The organism is Agromyces sp. NPDC057679 (assembly GCF_042799635.1).
Classification (GTDB): Bacteria; Actinomycetota; Actinomycetes; order Actinomycetales; family Microbacteriaceae; genus Agromyces.
The window spans coordinates 180,169-200,485 of record NZ_JBHVIK010000002.1 but is presented as its reverse complement, the minus strand read 5'-3'; the positions used below and the strand labels follow the sequence as shown (position 1 = coordinate 200,485).

The following is a 20,317-nucleotide window of genomic DNA, read 5'->3' as shown; positions in this document are numbered from 1 at the left end:
TTGGCACCCGGGCGCCCCGCATCGCCGCATCTCCGGAGGAATCGCCGAGACGCGGGTTCGGACGCTCCCGGCCCCCGCGCCGCCGTGCCGCCGGGAGCAGCCCGGCTACCCGTTCGCCGCGCCCAGTGCCGCCTCGATCCCGGCCGCGAGGTCGTCGTAGGCCTCGAGCCGCAGCATCTCGTCGTCGACGAAGAACGTCGGCGTCGACTGCACGCCGAGCGAGAGGCCGTCGATGCGGTCGGATTCGACGCGCTCGAGGGTCGCGGGATCGGCGACGGCCGCGTCGTACGCGTCGAGGTCGAGTCCGAGCTCGGCGGCGAACTCGCGGAAGAGCGGCGCCCGCGACTCCCGCTGCTCGCCCCACTCGGCCTGCGTCTCGAAGAGCTTCGCGTACATCGGCTCGAATGCGCCCTGCTGGGCGGCGGCCTCGGCGGCGACGGCCGCGTTCCGGGAGTTCAGGTGGCCGTCGAGGGGGAAGTAGCGGGTGACGAACGTCACCTCGCCCGCGTAGTCCTCGCGCAGCTGCTCGACGAGCGGGAAGAACGCCCCGCACGCCTCGCACTCGAAGTCGAGGAACTCGACGACCGTCACCCCGCTCGTCCCGGGTTCGCCGAGCACGTGGCTATCGGCGCGGACGGTCGGCGCCGCGGCATCCGCCGACGACGGGCCGCCGGTCTCCGGCGGTGCCGCCTGCGGCCTGAGGAGGGCGAAGGCGAGCGCGACGACGGCGATGAACGCGGCCACGAGGGCGACGTTCACCCAGACGATCCGCTTGCGGCGGGATGCCTCGGCTGCGCTCCCGCTCGTCGGGCGCTTCGGGTCGGTCGGGGTCATGGGGTGGTTCTCCGGTTTCGATGGGGTCGGGGTCGAGTGGGTTCCGCGCCGCGCCGCCTCCGGGTTCCAGGGCGGCGCGGCGCGACAGGGTGCGGTGCGCGGCGGTCCGCTACCCGCGCGGGGCCTCGCCGAGCAGCTCCTGCATCAGCGCGATCTCGTCGGACTGGGTGGCGACGATCCGCTCGGCCATCGCGATCGCGTCGGGGTGCTCGCCGTCCGCGATCTCGACCTCGGCCATCGCGACGGCGCCCTCGTGGTGCACGATCATCTGCTCGAGGTAGAGCCGTTCGGCCTCGGCGCCCGTCGCGGCCTCGAGCGCGGCGAGGTCGTCGCCCGACATCATGCCGTCTCCGTGATCCATGCCGCCCATGTCGACCTCGTCCTGGCCCCACTCGGCGAGCCACTCGCGCAGCTGGTCGATCTCGGGCTGCTGGGCCGCCATGACACCCTCGGCGAGCACGCGCACCGGATCGCTGAGCTCGGCTTCGGCGAGCAGCAGCTCGCTCATCTCGACGGCCTGCTCGTGGTGCGGGATCATCATCGTCGCGAAGGCGACGTCGGCGCCGCTCGCACCGGCCACCGGGTCGGCCGAGTCGGCCGCGGGAGCCCCGGCCCCGTCGCCGTGGTCCATGCCGGACATGGAGGTGTCGGCGCAGCCGGCGAGGGCGAGCGCGGTGGCCGCCGCAGCGGCCGTGATCAGGAGCTTTCGTGCAGTTCGCATCAGTGTTTCTTCCGTTCGTCGGAGTCGGTCGAGTGACTCCCTGCGGGCACGGCGGAGCCACGCCCGCAGGGCGGAGGCCGGGGTCGGCCTAGGTCCGACTGATCGAGAGAACGGTGAGGTCGGGTCGATGCAGATGCGACGGGATGACCCGGAGGAACGCCGAGAGGTCGACGGCGCCGCGGTCGAGCAGCCGACGGAACATGGCGGGCCCGCCCGCGACGAACGCGAAGGCGACCAGCACGAGCAGCATCGCGCAGCCCATCACCATGAGGGCGCAGTCGCCCAGCGCGCTCATGCACGCCTCGTCGCAGGCGAGAGCGCCGCCGATCGAGGCGACGAGGGTCGAGACGGCGGGATGCTCCGCCGTCGAGCCCTGGGCGCCCGACGGCGTCGCGTGGCCGGCGGCGCCTGACTCGAGCGACGCGTGCGAGCCGTGCGAGACCGCCGCGGCGGCGCTGTGCTCTGCGCCCGATCCCGCGGTGTGCATCGCGAGCAGGCCCACGAGCACGGCGGCCACCCCGAGCAGTGCGACGACGACGCGGCGCACGGCGCCGATGCCGGAACGGCCGGATGCACGGACCGCGCTCGACGACATCGCACCTCCCGGCCGGATCACTCGCAGGTCACCGCGGGGCCACCGCGGACGAATACCCCCCGAGCGTACTCCACGGCCTCGTGCGCGGGGCTGGGAATCCACCGGAGGCGCCGTGCTGCGGCGCGGGCTACTCCGCGTTCGCGAGGAACGGCTCGTGCCGGTACTGCCCCTGCTCGAGGATCGCGACCGTCGCCTCGGGCACCTCGACGAAGGCGCCCGGCAGATCGCTCAGCGGCTCCGAGACGATGACCCGCGCGTGCCGGCCGAACCCCCGCAGCCGCTCCTCCTCCGGGTACATCTCCTGCAGCGTCGCCATGGCGATCGAGTGGAAGAGGGTGCGCGTCCGTCCCTGCGAGGAGTAGCGGAACGCCCAGACGATCCCACCGTCGGAGACCGCGACCGTGCCCTGCATCGGGAACTCGACCCCGTGCTCGTGGCCGATCTCCTCGACCTTGCGGATCGCCGCGGCCATCCCCGCGACGGGGTCGTCGCGGAGGCCGAGGGTGAGGGCGAGGTAGAAGAGCACCTCGGAGTCGGTGGTGCCGCGGATGAGCGGGTAGAACTCGGGCGCGACCGCGAGGGCGAGGTCGCGTCGCACGAGGCTCATGCCGGCGAGGCTGCCGTTGTGCATGAACAGCCAGTTGTCATGCCGGAACGGGTGGCAGTTCGTCTGCTGGATCGGCGGCCCGGCAGCCGCGCGCACGTGCGCGAAGAACAGCGGACTCTCGATCGCGTGGGTGATCTCGCGCAGGTTCTCGTCGTGCCAGGCGGGTTCGATGCTGTGGAAGAACGTGGGAGCGGTGCCGATCTCGGCATCCTTCGGATACCAGCCGACGCCGAAACCGTCACCGTTGACCGTCTCGGCGCCGAGCGGCGAGTTCAGCGACTGCGCGACGAGCGAGTTCTGTGTATCGAGGATGAGCTTGGAGAGTTGGATCGGCTCACCCGAGTACGCCAGCCAGCGACACATGATGCTTCCTCCCCAGGGGGTTACGGATGCCTCTGGGTCGAGAGTACGCCGATTCGCCACCGCGCGGCAGACCCGGCCGTCGGACTGCGGGTTCGCTAGCCTGTCGCCATGGCCGACGGCGACGCTCCCGAGTACTTCCAGCCCGAGTCCCGCGAGGAGTGGCGCGCGTGGCTGCTCGAACACCAGGCGCGCGCCGAGGGCGTCTGGTTCGTCTCGTGGCGCACCACCACCGGGCGGGGGCGCATCCCCTACGAGGACGCCGTGATGGAGGCGCTCGCGGTCGGCTGGATCGACGGGCAGGCGAAGACCCTCGACGACGAGCGGCACGGGCAGTGGTTCGCCCCGCGCAAGCCGCGCAGCCCCTGGGCGGCGACCAACAAGGCGCGCGTCGAGCGGATCGAGGCCGAGGGCTACATGCAGCCCGGCGGTCGCGCCGCGATCGAGGCGGCGAAGGCGAACGGCATGTGGACCGTGTTCGACGACGCCGACCGGCTCATCGAGCCCGCGGAACTCTCGGCACTCCTCGACGCGGACGCGGGCACCCGCGCCAACTGGGAGTCGTTCCCGGCGTCGGTGCGGCGCTGGGCGCTCTCGCAGATCGCCCTCGCGCAGCGGCCGGAGACGAAGGCCAAGCGCATCGCGGAGATCGCCCGCAAGACGGCCGCCGGCGAGCGCCCCGGCCCGCCCTGAGCCGTCCCCGAGCTATCCCTCGGCAGGCTCCTCGCCCGCGGCCTCAGCGGCCTCGGGCGCGGTCGGACAGAGTGCGAGCTCCTGCATCTTCGTCGTCGACTGCTCGAGCGACCACGGCAGCTCCACGAGCGGCTGCTCCCGACCGTCGATCGCGGCCGCCTTCGACCCGATCGAGGCGAGGGCGAACGCCGTCTCGCGCACGAAGGCGGCGCCCGAGGTCGAGTTGTTGAGCGCGATGACGACCGTCAGTCCGGTCGTCGCGTCGGTGAACGCGGCGGTCAGCGACCCGGCCGACTCGCCCGCGGTGCCGCGCAGCGGCCCGTACTGCGCGCCGCCGAGGCCGAACTCCTCCCAGACCGGGGCGTCGCCGCCGAGATGCTCCGTCGTCCAGAGCTCGCGGGCACTGTGCTCGCCCACGAGCACGCCCGTCGCGAAGGCCTCGCTCAGCTTCCGCGTGTCGTCGAGGTCGGACACCGCACCCGCCGCAGCGGCGCCGATCGAACTCGACTGGGCGGAGTCGTCGTGGATCACCGCGCAATCGGCCTTGCCGTCGCCGCCGATGCCCGCCGCATACGCGCCGAGTGCGCCCTGGTGGCCGGTGTCGTCGGGCGCCGGGATCCCGGTGTCGTCGAGGCCCAGCGGCTCGAGCACGTACTCCTCGGCGAGCTGGTTCCAGTCCCGGCCGGTCGCCTCCTCGAGGGCGCGGGCGAGCAGCAGCACACCCGTGCGCGAGTACGACCAGGCCTCGCCGGGCTGTCCCGTGCGCTTCGTCGCGAGGCCCCCGGCGAGGAGCTCGTTCGGCGACCAGATGCGCTCGGGGTTCGCGACGACGTGCGGCTCGAGCCCCGGGTAGTAGTCGGCGAGACCGGAGGTGTGACGGCACAGCTGCTCGAGGGTGATCCCCTCGAGTCCGGGAATCCGGTCGACGTACTCGGCGACGGGGTCGTCGAGCGAGACCGTGCCCGCGTCGACGAGCCGGAGGAGGATGAGGCACGTGATCTCGGAGGTCACCGTCGCGAGGTGGAAGTCCGTCTCCTCGGTCACCGGTCGTGACTTCTCGCGGAAGTCGACGGTGCCGGACGCCCCGGTCCACCCGCCAGCCCACGGCGCCCACACGCCGGCGACGCCGCCGCTCGATCCGCTGAGCGCCACGGCCTGCTCGAGCACCTGGTCGAGCTGCTCCACCACCTCGTCCGAATAGGCGGCATCGACGGGTTCGAACCGCCCCGCCGGGTCGACGGATCCCCCGGTGCATCCGGCGAGCGCGAGTACGGCGATGATCGCCGCGAGTGCCGAAGCCGCTCGCCGCCTGCCCCCAGTACGGTCAGCCACCGTGCCCCCTCAGCCGTGTGTCCGCTGAAATTGTAACCCGCGATGCGGGAATCGCCCGGCGGGCGGTCGGCGAGGGGGCGGCGGAGCATCCCTCTCAGAGGGTTATGTCCGGACGGGCCCGGATGGTTCCCGATTCGACGCTCCGCGTCGGCCGCACCAGGACGACCGTCGGCGCACCCCGGCTCAGGGCGCGGCGGTGCCGATCTCGCGTGCCGCACCCGCCATGAAGCGCTCGACGTTGCGGTCCACGATGATGTCGCTGGGGCGCAGCGGCCGCTGCAGGTACAGCCCGTCGAGCGAGGTGAGCCGGCTCAGCGCGACGTACGTCTGCCCGGGGCTGAACACGCGCGGCCCGAGGTCGACGATCGCCGTGTCGTAGCTCGCGCCCTGCGACTTGTGGATCGTCACCGCCCAGGCCAGCCGCAACGGGAACTGGGTGAACTCGGCGACGATCTCCTTCTCGAGCTTCTTGCGCGTCGGATCCCAGGTGTAGCGGTACTTCTCCCAGGTGACGGGCTCGATCTCGTGCTCCTCGCCGTCGATCTCGACGCGCACCTCGCGCTTCAGCGAGGTGATCGTGCCGATCGTGCCGTTCACCCACCGCTGCCCCTCGGGCCCGATCGCGGTGTCGTTGCGGAGGAACATCACCTGCGCCCCGACCTTCAGCTCGAGCCGTTCGTCGGCCGGGAACGCCCGCCCGCCGAAGTCGCCGTTCACCTCGGCCGCGTTCGCCTTCGAGGTGCCAGGCAGGCGCTTCAGCGCCGTCGCGTTGATGCGGTTCACCGTGCTGTTCGTCGTCGCCAGGGTGATCGCCCCCTGCTCGGGCAGCGGGCGCCGGGCCCCCACCCCGTTCAGCACGCCGGCCATCTCGGCCGTCACCCGCCCGTGCCGCACGGCGTTCAGCAGCTGCTTGAACTGGTCGTCGTGCTGCCGGTGGATCTCGCCGAGCTCGAAGATCTTCAGGTCGGCCTCTCGCCACACCTTCGCGTCGAAGAACCACATCGAGTCGTAGGTGTCGGCGAAGTAGGCGCGCTCGTCGGCATCGCCCGGTACGGGCGCGAGCTGGTACGGGTCGCCGAAGAGCACCACCTGGGCGCCGCCGAAGGGCTCGAGCGGGCGCTGCCTCGCCTGCCGGAGCGAGCGGTCCATCGCGTCCATCAGGTCGGCGTTCACCATCGAGACCTCGTCGACGACGAGGGTGTCCATCGCGTTCAGGATCTTGCGGACCGCGTCGTTCTGGTCGATGTCGTGGTCGGCGATGACGCCGATCGGCAGGCGGAAGAGCGAGTGGATCGTCTGCCCGCCGACGTTCAGCGCCGCCACCCCGGTCGGCGCGCAGATCACGATCTGCTTCTTCGTCTGCCAGTTCAGGTGATTCAACAGCGTCGACTTGCCGGTGCCGGCGCGGCCCGTCACGAAGACGTGCTCGCGGGTGCTCTCGATCGCCTGGAACACCGCGGCCTGTTCGCGGGAGAGGGTCACGTTCTGCACGGCGGTCTTTCGAAGGGGGCGGATGTCTCGGGCCGGCGCCGAACCGGGTGGGAGCCCGCGCGGCGGCGCTCCCACTGTAACCGCGGACGGAGGCGGCCCGGGGTCGCGGCGCCGACTCCGTGGCATCCGCGACCTTCGCGCCCGGCTGTGGAGACGCTCAGCTTCCCGGCATCGCGAAACATAGACTGTGCGGGTGGGGAACGCAAGCGAGGTGAAGGGCCGGGTCTCGCTGCTGGCCGTCGCCGGGTGGGCCGGGCTCGCCGCCCTCCTCATCGCCGCCTTCCTCGCCGCGCTCGGCGGGCTGAACCAGTCGATCTACGGCGCCTCGAGCTTCGTGAAGGGCTACCTCGAGGCCATCGCCGACGACGACATCGCGACCGCGTCGACGACCCCCGGCGTGGCGCTCGACGACGCCACCCTCGAGGATCTCGGCCTGCCCGCCGACATCTCGAAGGCGATGCTGCGCTCCGGTGTCGTCCAGTCCGCGCCCGAAGACATCAGCATCGTCGACGACATCACGCACTCCGACGGCAGCCACTCGGTGACCGCGAGCTACCGCCTCGGCACCGAGATCGCCGAATCGACCTTCGAGGTGCGCCCCATCGACGCCCTCTACGGCGTGCTCGCCCGATGGGAGTTCTCCGACAGCCCTCTCGCGGTGATCGACGTGACCGCGGCCCACAACCCGCTCTTCACCGTCGGCACGCTGACGCTCGACACCCGAGCGACGAAGACCGGCGACGAGCTGACCGCGTTCACGCAGGTCGCCCAGTACCTCGCGATCGCCCCGGCCGTGTACGAGTTCTCGTACGACTCGCCGCTGCTCGCGGCCCCGCACGTCACCGTGCCGGCGAGCGCCGGCGAGCAGGTCTCCGTCACCGTCGACGCCCAGCCGACCCCGGCGTTCGTCGAACGCGTGCAGACGAAGGTCGACGAGTACCTCGCCGCGTGCGCCGCCCAGCCCGTGCTGCAGCCGGCCGACTGCCCGTTCGGCATCGAGATCGACGACCGGGTCACGAGCGAACCGGCGTGGAGCATCCTCACGACCCCGCAGGTGACGCTGACCGCCGGCGAGGACTCGTTCGACATGCCGCCCACCGAGGGCGTCGCGCACATCTCCGTCGAGGTGCAGGACCTCTTCGACGGCCACTACTACACCCTCGAGGAAGACCGCCCGTTCACGCTGGCGCTCGCTGCGACGATCCGCCCCGACGGGTCGATCGCGATCCAGCTCGAGTAGCGTCCGGTTCCACCGAGCTCAGCCGGCGGAGCTCTTGTCGTGCTCGGCGATCGCGGCGAGCCGGGCGTTGTACTCCTCGAGCTCGGCGTCGCCCGTGCGGTCGGCGTGGCGGTCGCGGCGCTTCGACTCCTTCTCGTCGCTGCGCGACCACTGGAACGCGACCGTGATCGCGAGCGCCACGGTCGGGATCTCGCCGATCGACCAGGCGATGCCGCCGCCGAGCTGCTGGTCGGCGAGCGCGTCGGTGCCCCAGCCCATCGCGCCGTACCAGTCGGCGAGCAGCAGCCCCGTGCCGGTCATGATCGCGAGGCCGAAGAAGGCGTGGAAGGCCATCGTGCCGAGCAGCAGCAGCAGCCGGAACGGGTACGGCAGCCGGTAGGGCACCGGGTCGATGCCGATGAGCGACTGCACGAAGAGGTACCCCGTGATGAGGAAGTGCACGATCATCCACTCGTGGCCGATGTGGTCGAACATCGTCCAGCGGAACAGCGGCGAGTAGTAGAACACCCAAAGCGATCCGGCGAAGAGCACCGCGGCGACGATCGGGTTCGCGATGATCCCGGCGAACTTCGAGTGCACCGCAAGCATGATCCACTCGCGGCCGCCGCGCGAGCCGTCCTTGCGGGGCTTGATCGCGCGCGCCGCGAGCGTGACGGGCGCACCCGGCACGAGCAGCACGGGCACCGCCATCGTCAGCACCATGTGCGCGAGCATGTGCGCCGAGAACAGGTACTGCTCGTAGACGTTCACGCCGCCGTTGGTCACGTACGCGAGCAGCAGCAGGCCCGAGACCCAGAGCACGGTGCGGTAGACCGGCCACTTGTCGCCGCGCTTGCGGAGGCGCCGGGCGCCGGCGAGGTAGAAGAAGATGCCGAAGCCGCACGCGAGCAGCCAGATCAGGTCGGGATTCCACTCGGTGAAGTAGCGGAACGTCTCGGGCCACGGCGGCAGCGGTTCGCCCGTGAGGATCTCGGCGGGCGTGCGCGCGAGCTCGCCGGCCTCCTCGGAGACCGGGGTGGCGGTGCGCGCGAGCGCCGCCGCGACACCCGAGGCGAGGCCCATGAACGCGAGCTCGGCGACGACGAGCCACCAGAACGTGCCCGACCCCGAACCCGTACCGCGGGTCATCCGACCGATCAACCACCGGCGCTGCGCGGCACCGAACAGCCCGAGCGCGATCAGCGCCGCGACCTTCACGACGACGAGCGCGCCGTACGGCGTCGCGAGCTGGTCGAGGGTGCCGATGCGCAGCGCCGCGCTCGCGTACCCCGAGACCGCGACGACGATGAAGCAGATGAGCGCGACGGTCGAGTAGCGCGCGAGCACGACCGGCAGGCGCTTCGCGCCGAGCTCGCGCTGCAGCAGCACGATCGTGACGAGTCCGCCGAGCCAGACGGCTGCGAAGACGAGGTGCAGGCCGAGGCCCGTGACGGCGGCCGCGTGGCCCGCGGCGCCTGCCGCGTGACCCTGCTGCGCCATCGGCACGAGCGAGGCGACCGCGAGCACCGTCACGAACACGAGCGCCGTGTGGTTGCGCACCGCGAAGCAGAGCACCGTCACGGCGGCCGCGACGAGCGTCGTGATGAGCCACGACTGGCCGAGCTCGATCGTCGTGACGAACTGCCCGAGCTTCTGCCCGAACGCGTCGCTGAGGTCGAACGGCACCGCCGTGACGAGGATGAAGGTGAACAGCCCGGTCGCAGCGCTGGCGACGGTCATCACCGCGGCCGAGGCGGCGGCGACGTCGAGCGCGAGGTCGAACTCGCGGCGCTTCGGGCTCAGCGCCCAGACGGCGAGCACGAGCGCGCCGATCATGCCGGCGGCGCCGAGGTTCACGAAGAGCTTCGCGACCGGCACGCCGTAACGGGCGAGCGGCCCCGGGTCCTGGATCAGCTGTTCGGCGGCGCCTCCGCCGAACGAGAGTGCGGCGAAGGTCGCCGCGAGGGCGACGGCGGTGAGCACGGCAGGACCGAGCACTCGGACTGAGCGGGGCACCGAACCAGCCTAGACGGCGCTACCCGCACGTCTGCCGAGCACTCGTCACCCCTTCTCAGGAGACCAGCGCGAGAATCGCATGTTTCTCAGGATGGATCGGCGCTCAGCGGCCGATTCCGCGCGAAACTTCCTGAGAAACACGCGACGGCTCCTGAGAAACAGGGTCGGGATGCCTCGGGACGGCGAAGGGGCGCACGGCTCACGCCGCACGCCCCTTCGGAAGGCTCTGGTTACTTGGCAGCAGCCTTGAGCTTCGAACCGGCCGAGACCTTGACCGAGTAGCCGGCCGGGATCTCGATGGTGGCACCCGTCTGCGGGTTGCGGCCGGTGCGCGCAGCGCGGTGCGTGCGCTCGACGGCGAGCCAGCCCGGGATGGAGACCTTGGTGCCCGAGCCCACGGACTCGGCGAGCGCCTCGAACAGACCGCCGAGCACGGCGTCGACGGTGGCCTGGCTCTGGCCGGTCGACGCAGCGATCTTCGCGACGAGCTCGGTCTTGTTCAGCGACTTGTCAGCCATTGAATGTCCTCCTCGGACGTTCGCTGTATGTACAGCACTTTGTTGAAGATTCGGGAACGAGCTTGCGCCGCCCCCGTGGCCGTTGAGGCCGCCTCGAATGTAACAGAGATCCGCGGAATCTCGCGGATTTCCGGGCTTCTTGGGTGATTTCCCACGGCGTGTCGGACGCTCCGGAGGGGTTTGCGCCCCTCCGGAGCCTCCCGGCTACTTCAGGAACTTGAACTTCGCGGTGCGGACGACCCCGTCGTCGAGCCCGAGCTCGAAGGTGCCGCACTTGCCCGCCCAGCTCTTGTCGCTCTTCCAGACGTAGACGTACTGGCCGGCGGTCGCGTCGTAGCTCAGGCTGCTGCCGCCGGCGGTCACGGTCGATTCGACGGCGTCGACCGGGGCGTTCGCGTCGCACGAGGAGAAGGTCACCTTCGGATACCCGGCCGCGATGATGTCGAGACCCTCGTCGCCGCCCAGGCTGAACTTCATCGGCACGGCGCTGCCCGCCTTGACCGAGTTCACCACGCCGTTCATGTCGACCGGGCGGAAGAACCCGGCGAAGTCGTAGATCACCGAGTACTCGCACGACACCTCGGCCGACTCGTTCCCGGCGTTGTCCACCGCGGTGCCCGCAGGGGCGATCGCGGTGTGCGCGCCGACGCTCGAGGTGTCGAGCACGATCGAGCCGCTCGCGGCGGTCGCGAGACCCGAACCGCCGTCCTCGTCGCTCGCCGTCCACGTCGCCTCGGCGACCGAGTCGAGCAGGACCGGTGCGGCCGGGCAGCTGAGCGCGACCTCCGGTGGTGTCACGTCCACGACGGTGAAGCTGCAGGAGGCCTCGGCCGAGGCGTTGCCCTCGTTGTCGACGGCGGTGCCGGCCGGGGCGGTGGCAGTGTGCTCACCGAGCACCGAGGTGTCGAGCACGATCGAGCCGCTCGCGGCGGTCGCGAGACCCGAACCGCCCGCCTCGTCGCTCGCCGTCCACGTCGCGACGGCCGCCTCGCCCTGCGGGATCGGTTCGGTCGGGCAGGCGAGCGCGACGATCGGCGCGATCGTGTCGGCGGGCGCTCCGGTTCCGCAGTCGACGCTCCACTCGAGGTTCACGGTCTCGCTGAGCTCCCGGGTCGAGTTGCCCGGGGTGGGGTTCGCCAACGGCCCGATCGCCTCGTAGGTGACGTGGGCCGAGAAGTCGCCGCTCACGGCGCCCGCATCCACGATGATCGTCGACGTCGTGGCGTCGCTGTCCGTCGTCGACTGCGGCGGGAGGGCCTCCCATCCGCCGGGGATCTGGATCGGTGCCGGCTGCGTCGCCGTCACCTGCGCACTGTCGGCGCCGGCCGTGAAGGTCACGAACGACCCGTTCTTGAAGACGGCCGACCCGCCGCCGGCGCGATCGATCCTCATCGTCACGCGGAGGCTCTTGCTCGCCTCGCAGCCGAGGACGCCGAGGTCGACGTCCGTCGCCGACACGGTCAGCTCGTCTCCTGTGACCGTCGTCTCGAGATCGTCGGCGTACGCGATCGCACCACCGCCCAGCACGAGTGCGGCGGCCGCGGCCGCCCCCAGGATCGATCTGCTCCAGCGCTTCATCGCGTTCCTCTCCGTTGACGGCGCATTCCCATGCATGCGCATCCACCCGCACGGGTGGGTCAACGCTAGGTGAACCGGTTCGTCCGGCAGCAGGCCCCCGTGGTGGTGCCACCACAACGGGGAGTCCCCCGAAACGACGAGAAGAGGGGCGCCCCGGATTCCTCCGGAGCGCCCCTCTTCGTGAAGCGTGAAGCTACGTGCTTACCAGCTCGACTTGGTGATGCCGGGCAGCTCGCCACGGTGCGCCATGTCGCGGAAGCGGACACGCGAGACACCGAACTTGGTGAGCACGCCACGGGGGCGGCCGTCGATGGCGTCACGCGAACGCACGCGGATGGGCGATGCGTTGCGGGGCAGCTTCTGCAGGCCCACGCGAGCGGCCTCGCGGCTCTCGTCGGTGCCGTTCGGGTCGACGAGCGCCTTCTTCAGCTCGAGACGCTTCTCGGCGTAGCGGTCGACGATCACCTTGCGCTGCTCGTTGCGAGCGATCTTGCTCTTCTTCGCCATGATTTAGCGCTCCTCTCGGAAGTCGACGTGCTTGCGGATCACCGGGTCGTACTTCTTGAGCACGAGACGGTCGGGGTTGTTGCGACGGTTCTTGCGGGTCACGTAGGTGAACCCGGTGCCTGCCGTCGAACGGAGCTTGATGATGGGACGGACGTCCTGCTGCTTCGCCATTAGAACTTCACCCCACGAGCCTGCATGTCACGAACGACCGCCTCGATGCCGCGAGCATCGATGACCTTGATGCCCTTGGCGGACACGTTGATCGTGATGTTGCGACGGAGCGACGGAACGAAGTACGTCTTCTTCTGCACGTTCGGGTCGAAGCGGCGCTTCGTCCGGCGGTGCGAGTGCGAGATGTTGTGTCCGAAGCCGGGAACGGCTCCGGTCACCTGGCACACTGCTGCCATTGGTTTCCTCCAATACCGAGGGGCGGATGCCCCTCCCAAGGTCTCTTGTCTGCTGACGTTCCCACGCCGAATCCCGCGATTTCTCGCGGAGCACGAAGGGGATTGTCGCGGTCTGGGCAGTGGATGTACCCAGCCAACGAGCCAGTTTAGCAGAGTGCCCGGTCGCAGCCGAATCGAGCACGGATGCCTCGGGGGCGACGCCGCTCCCCCATGCGGATTCAGTTGGGCTCAGGCAGGCGGTGCGGCGTCGCCCCCGATCGCCCGCCGCGACAGCAGCGCCGCCACGAGGAAGCAGAGGGCGCCGATGAGCGTGCCGAGGTTCGCCCAGAACATGCTCACGAGCGTGCCGCTCTCGGGGTCGACATAGGCACCGACGGCCGACACCGCGAACGCGATCGACCCGAGCATGTTCAGCCACGTGCCGTGCCACGAGCGGGCGTCGCGGTCCCAGAGCTCGCCGCGATCCCGCGTCGCGACGATCGCGAAGGCGCTCGAGACGAGGAACGCGACCGATCCGTACGCGTCGGGGCGCCACCCGGCCCCGAGACGGGTCGGATCGGCGACCGCGGCCGCCAGCGCCACCGCCGTGCTCACGTTGAAGCAGAGCGTGCCGGCGAACTGCACGGCGGCGGCCCACCAGTCCCAGAAGTCGGCCCGATTGGTCCCCCGCCTCGGCACCCTCCGCCCGCTGAGACTCAACTGGATGAACGCGGCGAGCGTGAAGAAGATCGAGCCGACGAAGAAGGTGACGCCGACGCCGACGGCGCCCGCCCATTCCGCGTAGAAGGGGACGGCGCCGACGAGGAAGCAGAGCGAGCCGATCGCGAAGCCCCAGGCCTCGCGGCGCAGGCGGAGCCGGCGCCGGGGTTCGGCCGCCGTCGCCGTTCCGTCGGCCGGGCTCACGTCGCGTCCGAGCCGGGCTGCGACGACGATGCCGAGCCGCGCGCGGCGCCGGGTGCCGAGCCCGTCGCGGTGCCGTCATCCTCCTCATGCGTGCCGCGCCTGGCCTTCTCGGCGTCGCTGCGCCGATCCCAGCCCGGCCGTCGCGCCGCATAGAAGATGAGCGGCGGCACCCCGAGCACGACGATGACCGCGCCCACGATCCAGGGGTACGCCGCAGCAGGGAACGCCGTGAAGCCGTCGGGCGGGATGAACGCCAGCAGGAACGCCGCGAGGCAGGCGACGAACCCGATCCCCGCGACGAGGTTCATCGCGGGGACGCGGTAGGCGCGCTTCACGTCGGGCGCCGTGCGCCTGAGCACGATCGCCGAGGCGAACATCAGCATGTACATGATGAGGTAGAGCGCGGCGGCCATGTCGATCAGCGCGACGAACGCGGCACTGACGTCGGGCACGATGATGAAGATCGCGGCGAGCAGCGTGACGATCGAGCCCTGCAGCACGAGGATGCCGGTCTGCACGCCTTCGCGGTTGCGCTTCTGCAGCGCCGGCGGCAGCAGCCCGGTCTCGGCGGCGGCGAGCAGCCCCTTCGACGGTCCGGCGATCCAGGCGACCACCGAGGCGAGCGCGCCCGCCGCGATGAGCGCCGACACGACCGCGGTGGCCCACTCGCCGATGCCCCAGTGACTGAAGTACTCCTGGAAGGCGAGCATGATGCCGTTCGTCAGCCCCAGCTCCTTCTGCGGCACGGCGACCGCGATCGCGATGGTCGGCAGGATGAACACGAGCAGGATGAGGATCGCCGCGAGGAACACCGAGCGCGGATACCCCCTGCCGGGATCCTTCATCTGGTTCACGTGCACCGCGTTCACCTCCATGCCCGCATAGGCGAGCACGTTCGAGACGATGAGCACGATCGAGGCGAGTCCGGTGAACGGCGGGATGATCGCCGAGGCCTCCAGCGGCACCTCGCTCTTCTCCCCGCCGAACACCCACATCGCGCCGAAGACGATGAGCAGTGCCGCCGGCAGCACGGTTCCGAGGATGCCGCCCCATGATCCGAGCTTCGCGAACAGGTTGCCGCCGCGCAGCGTGATGAGCGTCGAGCCCCAGTAGAGCACGAGGATCACCACGGCGGTGAAGAACCCCGAGTTCGAGAGCTTCGGATCGAAGAACACGAACGCCAGCGCCGCCGCGATGAACGAGAGCTGGGTCGGGTACCAGACGACGTTCTGGATCCACTGCAACCAGACCGCCGTGAACCCCCAGCGGTTGCCGAGCGCCTCCCGGATCCAGATGTAGACCCCGCCCTTCCACCCGGTGGCCAGTTCAGCGGCGACGAGCGCAGTCGGGACGAGGAAGAAGATCGCCGGGATGATGTAGAGCGTCACGCTGCCGAGGCCGAAGACCGCCATCGCCGGCAGCGAGCGCAGGCTCGCCACGACGACGAGGGTGAGCAGGGCGAGCTGTCCCACCCCGAGGAAGCTCGTGACGGCGCTGCGCGGGGCGAGCGGATGGTTGGAGGCGGCCCGCCCCGACGCATCCGTCGAGGCGGTCGCATCTGCGGACATGCCGGCCGCCTCAGTGGTGGAATCCGGGCCGCTGACCCTCGACGGGCATCGGCGACTCGAGCGCGTCGAGGTACGCGGTCTCGGTCTCGATGTCGCGCAGCAGCTCCGCGGCGAGGTCCATGCTGAGGCCGTTGCGCACGACGATGCGCTGCACGGTGCGGTCGCTCAGGTCGTCGGGCAGCGGGTACGCGGGCACGAGCCATCCCTTCTGACGAAGGCGGTCCTGCAGGTGATAGAGGTTCCAGTTGTCGGTGTGGCCGGCCTTCAACCGCCACGCGAACACCGGGATGTCACTGCCGTCGCTGATGAGCTCGAACGCGTCGATCTTGCCGATCCCCTTCGAGAGGTACAGCGCCACGTCCTGGGAGGCCTGCTGCACGGCGGTGTACCCCGTCACGCCGAGACGCAGGAAGAGGAAGTACTGCAGCAGCACCTGCGCGCCCGGTCGCGAGAAGTTGAGCGCGAGCGTCGGCATCTCGCCGCCGAGGTAGCTGACCCGGAAGATGAGGTCGTCGGGCAGCACGTCGGCGGTGCGCCAGACGACCCAGCCGAGACCCGGGTAGACGAGGCCGTACTTGTGCCCCGAGGTGTTGATCGAGTGCACCCGGGGCAGGCGGAAGTCCCACTCGAGGTCGTGCTGCAGGAACGGGGCGATCATCGCCCCGGAGGCGCCGTCGACGTGGATCGGCACGTCGAGCCCGGTCTTCGCCTGCAGTGCGTCGAGCGCCTCGGAGATCTCCTTGACCGGCTCGTACGCGCCCGTGTAGGTGACGCCCATGATCACGACGACGCCGATCGTGTTCTCGTCGATGTACGGCTCGAGCTGCGAACCGTCGAGCATCGGGTGCTCGTCGCTCACCGGCACGTAGCGCGGCTCGACGTCGAAGTAGTTGCAGAACTTCTCCCAGCAGACCTGCACGGCGCTCGACATCACCATGTTCGGCTTCGAGGCGTCCTTCCCGGCGGCGCGGCGCGCCTGCTGCCACCGGCGCTTCATCGCGAGGCCGCCGAGCATGGCCGCCTCCGACGACCCGATCGTGGACGTGCCGATCGTGCCCTCGGGATCGGGCGAGTTCCAGAGGGCGGCCATCATGCGCCAGCACTTCTCCTCGATCGCCGCGGTCTGCGGGTACTCGTCCTTGTCGATCATGTTCTTGTCGAAGGCCTCGGTGTAGAGCGCCTTGGCCTCGTCGTCCATCCACGTGGTGACGAAGGTCGCGAGGTTCAGGCGCGCATTGCCATCGAGCATGACCTCGTCGCGGATGATCTGGTAGGCCGTCTGCGGCAGCGACTCCCCCGGCGGAATCCGATGCCGGTCGGTGATCGTCGCCTCACCGGGTCGTGCGAACCTCGGCGTGTACGCGTTGTCGTCCTGCTCGGCCATCGTCATCCCTCCCGGGCGTGAGTGCTCGCGGCACCGAGTCGACGGCGCCGCGGACGCGCGACGGGCGGATCCGTTCCCCCCGGAAATCCGCATCCATTTGCGATCGTAGTCCGCGACCCCGCTCCGGCGATATGGAGATCGCGTGAATCCGCGCCCACGCACGGCTGAACGACGACGGGCGAGGGGATGCTCCGTGGCATCCCCTCGCCCGTTCTGCGCCGTCAGCGCGTGCGGCTCACTCCGTCAGCGAGTCGACGTACTCCCGGTTCTCGTCGATCCACGCCTCGACCACGGGGCCGTAGTCGTCGGTGTCGGCCTCGTTGAACATCGCGTTCTCGAGCGAGAACAGCAGCTCGGAGTCCATCTCGAAGTCGGCGAGCCACATCGCCAGCGTCGGGTAGCGCTCGACGAAGGTCTTGCCGCCGAAGGCGTGGATGCCCTCGGCGTCGCCGAGTGCACCCTCGGGGTCGGCGAGGTCCTTGAGCGGGAACGCGTCGTACGCCCAGTGCGGGCGCCACAGCGTGACGGCGATGTTCTCGCCGGCCTTCGTCGCCGCCGTGAGCTCGGAGAGCATCGCGGGCGTCGAGCTCGTGAGGTACTCCATCTTCTCGAGGCCGTAGGCCGGGATCACCTCCTCCTCGGTGACCCGGTTGAGTCCCGAGCCGGGCTCGATGCCGACCAGTTTGTTGCCGAAGGCGCCGGCGTTCGCGGCGAGCTCCTCGAGCGAGTCGACCGGGGCGTCGGCGTTCACGGCGATCGTGAGCTTCGCGTCCTCGTTCCAGGCGCCGAGGTCGACGAGCTCGTCGCCGTACTGGTCGATGTAGTCGGCGTGGGTGGTCGGCAGCCAGGTGTCGAGCGTGACGTCGTAGTCGTCGGTGGTGAGGCCCGAGTAGACCGGGGCGGGGTCGGCGTACTCGAGGGTGACGTCGTAGCCCTGCTCGGTGAGCACGGCCTTCCAGAGCTCGCTCGCGGCGATGCCCTCGTCCCAGCCGTTGAACACGGCGATGGTGACCTCCTGCTGGTCGCCGTTCTCGAGCGTCGCGGCGTCGGCGCCGGCGGCGCAGCCGCCGAGGGCGAGCACGGAGACCGTCCCGAGTGCGAGTGCTCCGGTGAGTGTGCGCTTCTTCATGTGTTCCTTTCCTCCCGTGTGCTGTGGCACGGGTGTTGGGGAGCGCCGCGCGATTCCGCGCGGCGGGTCGGGTGAGCGATTCGAGCGGTCAGGGCGCGAGGGATGCCACGGGGCCCGCCCCGTTCGCGGCGGGCTCGGGCACAGAACCCGGCGCGGGCGGCTGCGGGTCGCGCGCCGAGGCATCCGATCGCCTGACCCGCTTCGCACGGCGACCGCGCAGGCCGCCGAGCGCCCCGGTGAGCCGATCGAGGATGATCGCGAGGATCACGACGGAGAGCCCCGCCTCGAAGCCGAGGCCGACGTCGATCCGGGTGAGCGACTGCACGACCTGGCCGCCGAGGCCGCCCGCGCCGACCATGCCCGCGATGACGACCATCGAGAGCGAGAGCATGATGACCTGGTTGACGCCCGCCATGATGCTCGGCATCGCGAGCGGCAGCTGGATCTGGCGGAGGATGCGCCACGGCGAGGAGCCGAAGGCGTGGCCGGCCTCGACCACCTCCTTGTCGACGCCGCGGATGCCGAGCTCGGTCAGCCGCACGCCGGGCGCCATGGCGAACACGATCGTCGCGACGATGCCGGGCACGACGCCGACCCGGAACAGGATGAGCGCCGGGATCAGGTAGACGAAGGCGGGCATGGTCTGCATGAAGTCGAGGATCGGGCGGATGATCTTCGACGCGGTGTCGGATCGTGCGGCGAGGATGCCGATGGGGACGGCGACCGCGATGGCGATCGCGCTGGCCACGAGCACCAGTGCGAGCGTGTCCATGGCGTTCTCCCACTGGTCGACGCCGACGATGACGAGCAGGCCGACGACGGTGCCGACGGCGAGCTTCCACCCCCGCAGGAGGAAGGCGAGCGCCGCGAACACGGCGATGATCGCGCCGAACGGCGGGGCCGAGAGCAGGAGGTCGACGGTGTCGTAGAGCCCCGCGAAGATCGCGCGCACGACGGCGAAGAAGCCGCCGAAGACGTCGGTCACGAAGTCGATGACCGACTCGGCGAGTTCGCCGAGCGGCAGGCGGAAGTCGTTCATGCCGGGCTCCTCTCCCCCGCGGCGGGCGCAGGTGCGGCATCGGCCGTCGCGGCCTCGGCCGCCGCCGTGCGATGCAGCGTCGCCGTGATGACGTCGACCGGGATGGTCGCCGGGGTCGCGATGATCGCCTGCTCGGCGGTGTCGGTCGGCACGTTGCCGAGCGCGGCGAGCAGCGTGACCCTCGGCACGGCACCGAGGAGACGGCCCTGGTCGTCGACGACGGCGAGCGGGAGCTGGCTCTCGACGGCGCTCCCGAAGAGCTCGGAGAGGTGCTCGTCGACGCCGACGACGGGGTGGTCGTCGCTGATGACGCCCGCGAGATCCCGCTCCCCGCGCTGCACGAGCCGCAGCACGTCGCGGTCGTGGGCGACACCCAGGAGGCGCCGGCCGTTGCCGACGACGAACACCATCGACGTCTGCAGGTCGCGCATGGACCGCAGCGCCGCGCGCGGGCCCGCCGACGCGGTCACCACGGCGCGCGGTGCCTCCATGACGTTGCCCGCGGTGAGCACCCGCGCACGGTCGACGTCCTGCACGAACTGGGCGACGTAGTCGTCGGCGGGGTCGGTGAGGATCTCCTCGGCGGTGCCGAGCTGCACGATGCGGCCGTCGCGCATGACGGCGATGCGATCACCGAGGAACATGGCCTCGTTGAGGTCGTGGGTGATGAAGACGATCGTCTTGCCGAGCTCCTGCTGCAGCTCGACGAGCTGCTCCTGCATCTCGCGGCGGATCAGCGGGTCGAGGGCCGAGAAGGCCTCGTCCATGAGCAGGATGTCGGTGTCCGAGGCGAGGGCGCGGGCGAGGCCGACGCGTTGCTGCATGCCGCCCGAGAGCTCGTCGGGCATTTTGTCGCCCCATCCCCCGAGACCGACCCGGTCGAGGATCCGGTCGGCGCGGGCTCGCCGCTCGGCGAGCGGGACGCCCTGGATCTCGAGCCCGTAGGCGGCGTTCTCGCGGACGGTCCGATGCGGCAGCAGCGCGAAGTGCTGGAACACCATGGAGACCCGGCGCCGACGGACGGCGCGCAGGCGCTTGGGTGCGACGTCGGAGATCTGCTCCCCCATCACCGTGACGGTGCCGTCGGTCGGCTCGACGAGCCCGTTCAGCATTCGGATCAGGGTCGACTTGCCCGAGCCCGAGAGGCCCATGACGACGAAGATCTCGCCCCGGCGAACGTCGAAGTCGGCGTCGATGACGGCGGCGGTACCGAGCGCCGCGACCGCGTCGCGGCCCGCGCCCTGCTTCAGGCGCTCGAGGGCCTCGCGCGGCTTCCGTCCGAAGAACTTGGTGAGGTGGCGCACCTCGAGCGCGGTGGTCTCCGGCAACGGTGAGCCGGTGTTCGGGTTGTCTGGCATGGATCGGGCTCCCTGAGGGCGCGCCGATCACCGCGCAGGCGTAGGGTTGCGCGGTCGA

At 70.5% G+C, this 20,317-nt stretch carries 20 protein-coding genes; 2 read left to right on the top strand and 18 right to left on the bottom strand.

The window, feature by feature from the left end; genetic code table 11:
• Positions 1-105: 105 nt before the first annotated feature.
• From ACFVAJ_RS07835 to ACFVAJ_RS07820, 4 genes are all read right to left on the bottom strand, one after another.
• Complete coding sequence (locus tag ACFVAJ_RS07835) at positions 106-834, bottom strand: DsbA family protein (protein WP_376942828.1); 729 nt, start codon at positions 832-834, stop codon at positions 106-108.
• 109 nt (positions 835-943) lie between these two features.
• Complete coding sequence (locus ACFVAJ_RS07830; protein ID WP_376942826.1) at positions 944-1,555, bottom strand: DUF305 domain-containing protein; 612 nt, start codon at positions 1,553-1,555, stop codon at positions 944-946.
• Positions 1,556-1,643: 88 nt separating this feature from the next.
• Positions 1,644-2,150: a hypothetical protein gene (locus ACFVAJ_RS07825; protein WP_376942824.1), complete on the bottom strand. Its 507-nt coding sequence runs from the start codon at positions 2,148-2,150 to the stop codon at positions 1,644-1,646.
• Between the two features lie 127 nt (positions 2,151-2,277).
• Complete coding sequence (locus tag ACFVAJ_RS07820; RefSeq protein WP_376942822.1) at positions 2,278-3,120, bottom strand: class II glutamine amidotransferase; 843 nt, start codon at positions 3,118-3,120, stop codon at positions 2,278-2,280.
• Between the two features lie 108 nt (positions 3,121-3,228).
• Here ACFVAJ_RS07820 and ACFVAJ_RS07815 point away from each other — a divergent pair, with 108 nt between their 5' ends.
• A complete protein-coding gene (locus tag ACFVAJ_RS07815) occupies positions 3,229-3,810 on the top strand; it encodes a YdeI family protein (protein WP_376942820.1) in 582 nt (193 codons plus the stop codon).
• Positions 3,811-3,822: 12 nt separating this feature from the next.
• Here the strand turns inward: ACFVAJ_RS07815 and ACFVAJ_RS07810 are convergent, their stop codons facing one another.
• Positions 3,823-5,142: a serine hydrolase domain-containing protein gene (locus tag ACFVAJ_RS07810; protein WP_376942818.1), complete on the bottom strand. Its 1,320-nt coding sequence runs from the start codon at positions 5,140-5,142 to the stop codon at positions 3,823-3,825.
• A 183-nt stretch (positions 5,143-5,325) separates the two neighbouring features.
• Positions 5,326-6,633, bottom strand: a complete 1,308-nt coding sequence (locus ACFVAJ_RS07805) for an ATP-dependent RecD-like DNA helicase (RefSeq protein ID WP_376942816.1) — start codon at positions 6,631-6,633, stop codon at positions 5,326-5,328.
• Between the two features lie 193 nt (positions 6,634-6,826).
• Between ACFVAJ_RS07805 and ACFVAJ_RS07800 the strand changes: the two genes are divergently transcribed.
• Positions 6,827-7,873: a hypothetical protein gene (locus ACFVAJ_RS07800; RefSeq protein ID WP_376942814.1), complete on the top strand. Its 1,047-nt coding sequence runs from the start codon at positions 6,827-6,829 to the stop codon at positions 7,871-7,873.
• A gap of 18 nt (positions 7,874-7,891) precedes the next feature.
• Here ACFVAJ_RS07800 and ACFVAJ_RS07795 read toward each other — a convergent pair whose 3' ends face one another.
• From ACFVAJ_RS07795 to ACFVAJ_RS07740, 12 genes are all read right to left on the bottom strand, one after another.
• Positions 7,892-9,868, bottom strand: a complete 1,977-nt coding sequence (locus ACFVAJ_RS07795; protein ID WP_376942812.1) for a cytochrome c oxidase assembly protein — start codon at positions 9,866-9,868, stop codon at positions 7,892-7,894.
• Positions 9,869-10,098: 230 nt separating this feature from the next.
• A complete protein-coding gene (locus tag ACFVAJ_RS07790) occupies positions 10,099-10,386 on the bottom strand; it encodes an HU family DNA-binding protein (RefSeq protein WP_022889039.1) in 288 nt (95 codons plus the stop codon).
• 204 nt (positions 10,387-10,590) lie between these two features.
• Entirely contained in the window at positions 10,591-11,964 is a 1,374-nt protein-coding gene (locus tag ACFVAJ_RS07785; RefSeq protein ID WP_376942810.1) for a PxKF domain-containing protein, read from the bottom strand.
• A 201-nt stretch (positions 11,965-12,165) separates the two neighbouring features.
• Entirely contained in the window at positions 12,166-12,471 is a 306-nt protein-coding gene (rpsN, locus tag ACFVAJ_RS07780) for a 30S ribosomal protein S14 (RefSeq protein WP_022889040.1), read from the bottom strand.
• A 3-nt stretch (positions 12,472-12,474) separates the two neighbouring features.
• Positions 12,475-12,642: a 50S ribosomal protein L33 gene (rpmG, locus tag ACFVAJ_RS07775; RefSeq protein ID WP_157423719.1), complete on the bottom strand. Its 168-nt coding sequence runs from the start codon at positions 12,640-12,642 to the stop codon at positions 12,475-12,477.
• Positions 12,642-12,878, bottom strand: a complete 237-nt coding sequence (gene rpmB / locus ACFVAJ_RS07770; RefSeq protein ID WP_157423720.1) for a 50S ribosomal protein L28 — start codon at positions 12,876-12,878, stop codon at positions 12,642-12,644. The genes rpmG and rpmB overlap by 1 nt, the downstream gene beginning before the upstream one ends.
• A gap of 228 nt (positions 12,879-13,106) precedes the next feature.
• Positions 13,107-13,781, bottom strand: a complete 675-nt coding sequence (locus ACFVAJ_RS07765; protein ID WP_376942808.1) for a YrhK family protein — start codon at positions 13,779-13,781, stop codon at positions 13,107-13,109.
• Positions 13,778-15,349 (bottom strand): amino acid permease, encoded by a 1,572-nt coding sequence (locus ACFVAJ_RS07760; RefSeq protein WP_376942806.1) that lies wholly within the window; start codon positions 15,347-15,349, stop codon positions 13,778-13,780. The genes ACFVAJ_RS07765 and ACFVAJ_RS07760 overlap by 4 nt, the downstream gene beginning before the upstream one ends.
• Before the next feature lie 10 nt (positions 15,350-15,359).
• On the bottom strand, positions 15,360-16,733 hold the full coding sequence (locus tag ACFVAJ_RS07755; protein ID WP_376942804.1) for a glutamate decarboxylase: 1,374 nt from the start codon (positions 16,731-16,733) through the stop codon (positions 15,360-15,362).
• A 235-nt stretch (positions 16,734-16,968) separates the two neighbouring features.
• A complete protein-coding gene (locus tag ACFVAJ_RS07750; protein WP_376942802.1) occupies positions 16,969-17,862 on the bottom strand; it encodes a glycine betaine ABC transporter substrate-binding protein in 894 nt (297 codons plus the stop codon).
• Between the two features lie 88 nt (positions 17,863-17,950).
• A complete protein-coding gene (locus ACFVAJ_RS07745) occupies positions 17,951-18,901 on the bottom strand; it encodes an ABC transporter permease (protein ID WP_376942800.1) in 951 nt (316 codons plus the stop codon).
• Positions 18,898-20,259: a glycine betaine/L-proline ABC transporter ATP-binding protein gene (locus ACFVAJ_RS07740; protein WP_376942798.1), complete on the bottom strand. Its 1,362-nt coding sequence runs from the start codon at positions 20,257-20,259 to the stop codon at positions 18,898-18,900. The genes ACFVAJ_RS07745 and ACFVAJ_RS07740 overlap by 4 nt, the downstream gene beginning before the upstream one ends.
• Positions 20,260-20,317: the final 58 nt, after the last annotated feature.

Excerpts from the sequence above, each read along its gene's own strand:
- ACFVAJ_RS07785 (WP_376942810.1), bottom strand. The coding sequence starts at position 11,964 with ATGAAGCGCTGGAGCAGATCGATCCTGGGGGCGGCCGCGGCCGCCGCA.
- ACFVAJ_RS07815 (WP_376942820.1), top strand. The coding sequence starts at position 3,229 with ATGGCCGACGGCGACGCTCCCGAGTACTTCCAGCCCGAGTCCCGCGAG.
- ACFVAJ_RS07760 (WP_376942806.1), bottom strand. The coding sequence starts at position 15,349 with ATGTCCGCAGATGCGACCGCCTCGACGGATGCGTCGGGGCGGGCCGCC.
- ACFVAJ_RS07750 (WP_376942802.1), bottom strand. The coding sequence starts at position 17,862 with ATGAAGAAGCGCACACTCACCGGAGCACTCGCACTCGGGACGGTCTCC.
- ACFVAJ_RS07830 (WP_376942826.1), bottom strand. The coding sequence starts at position 1,555 with ATGCGAACTGCACGAAAGCTCCTGATCACGGCCGCTGCGGCGGCCACC.
- ACFVAJ_RS07755 (WP_376942804.1), bottom strand. The coding sequence starts at position 16,733 with ATGGCCGAGCAGGACGACAACGCGTACACGCCGAGGTTCGCACGACCC.
- ACFVAJ_RS07825 (WP_376942824.1), bottom strand. The coding sequence starts at position 2,150 with ATGTCGTCGAGCGCGGTCCGTGCATCCGGCCGTTCCGGCATCGGCGCC.
- ACFVAJ_RS07745 (WP_376942800.1), bottom strand. The coding sequence starts at position 18,901 with ATGAACGACTTCCGCCTGCCGCTCGGCGAACTCGCCGAGTCGGTCATC.
- rpmB (WP_157423720.1), bottom strand. The coding sequence starts at position 12,878 with ATGGCAGCAGTGTGCCAGGTGACCGGAGCCGTTCCCGGCTTCGGACAC.
- ACFVAJ_RS07820 (WP_376942822.1), bottom strand. The coding sequence starts at position 3,120 with ATGTGTCGCTGGCTGGCGTACTCGGGTGAGCCGATCCAACTCTCCAAG.
- ACFVAJ_RS07740 (WP_376942798.1), bottom strand. The coding sequence starts at position 20,259 with ATGCCAGACAACCCGAACACCGGCTCACCGTTGCCGGAGACCACCGCG.
- ACFVAJ_RS07835 (WP_376942828.1), bottom strand. The coding sequence starts at position 834 with ATGACCCCGACCGACCCGAAGCGCCCGACGAGCGGGAGCGCAGCCGAG.
- rpsN (WP_022889040.1), bottom strand. The coding sequence starts at position 12,471 with ATGGCGAAGAAGAGCAAGATCGCTCGCAACGAGCAGCGCAAGGTGATC.
- rpmG (WP_157423719.1), bottom strand. The coding sequence starts at position 12,642 with ATGGCGAAGCAGCAGGACGTCCGTCCCATCATCAAGCTCCGTTCGACG.
- ACFVAJ_RS07790 (WP_022889039.1), bottom strand. The coding sequence starts at position 10,386 with ATGGCTGACAAGTCGCTGAACAAGACCGAGCTCGTCGCGAAGATCGCT.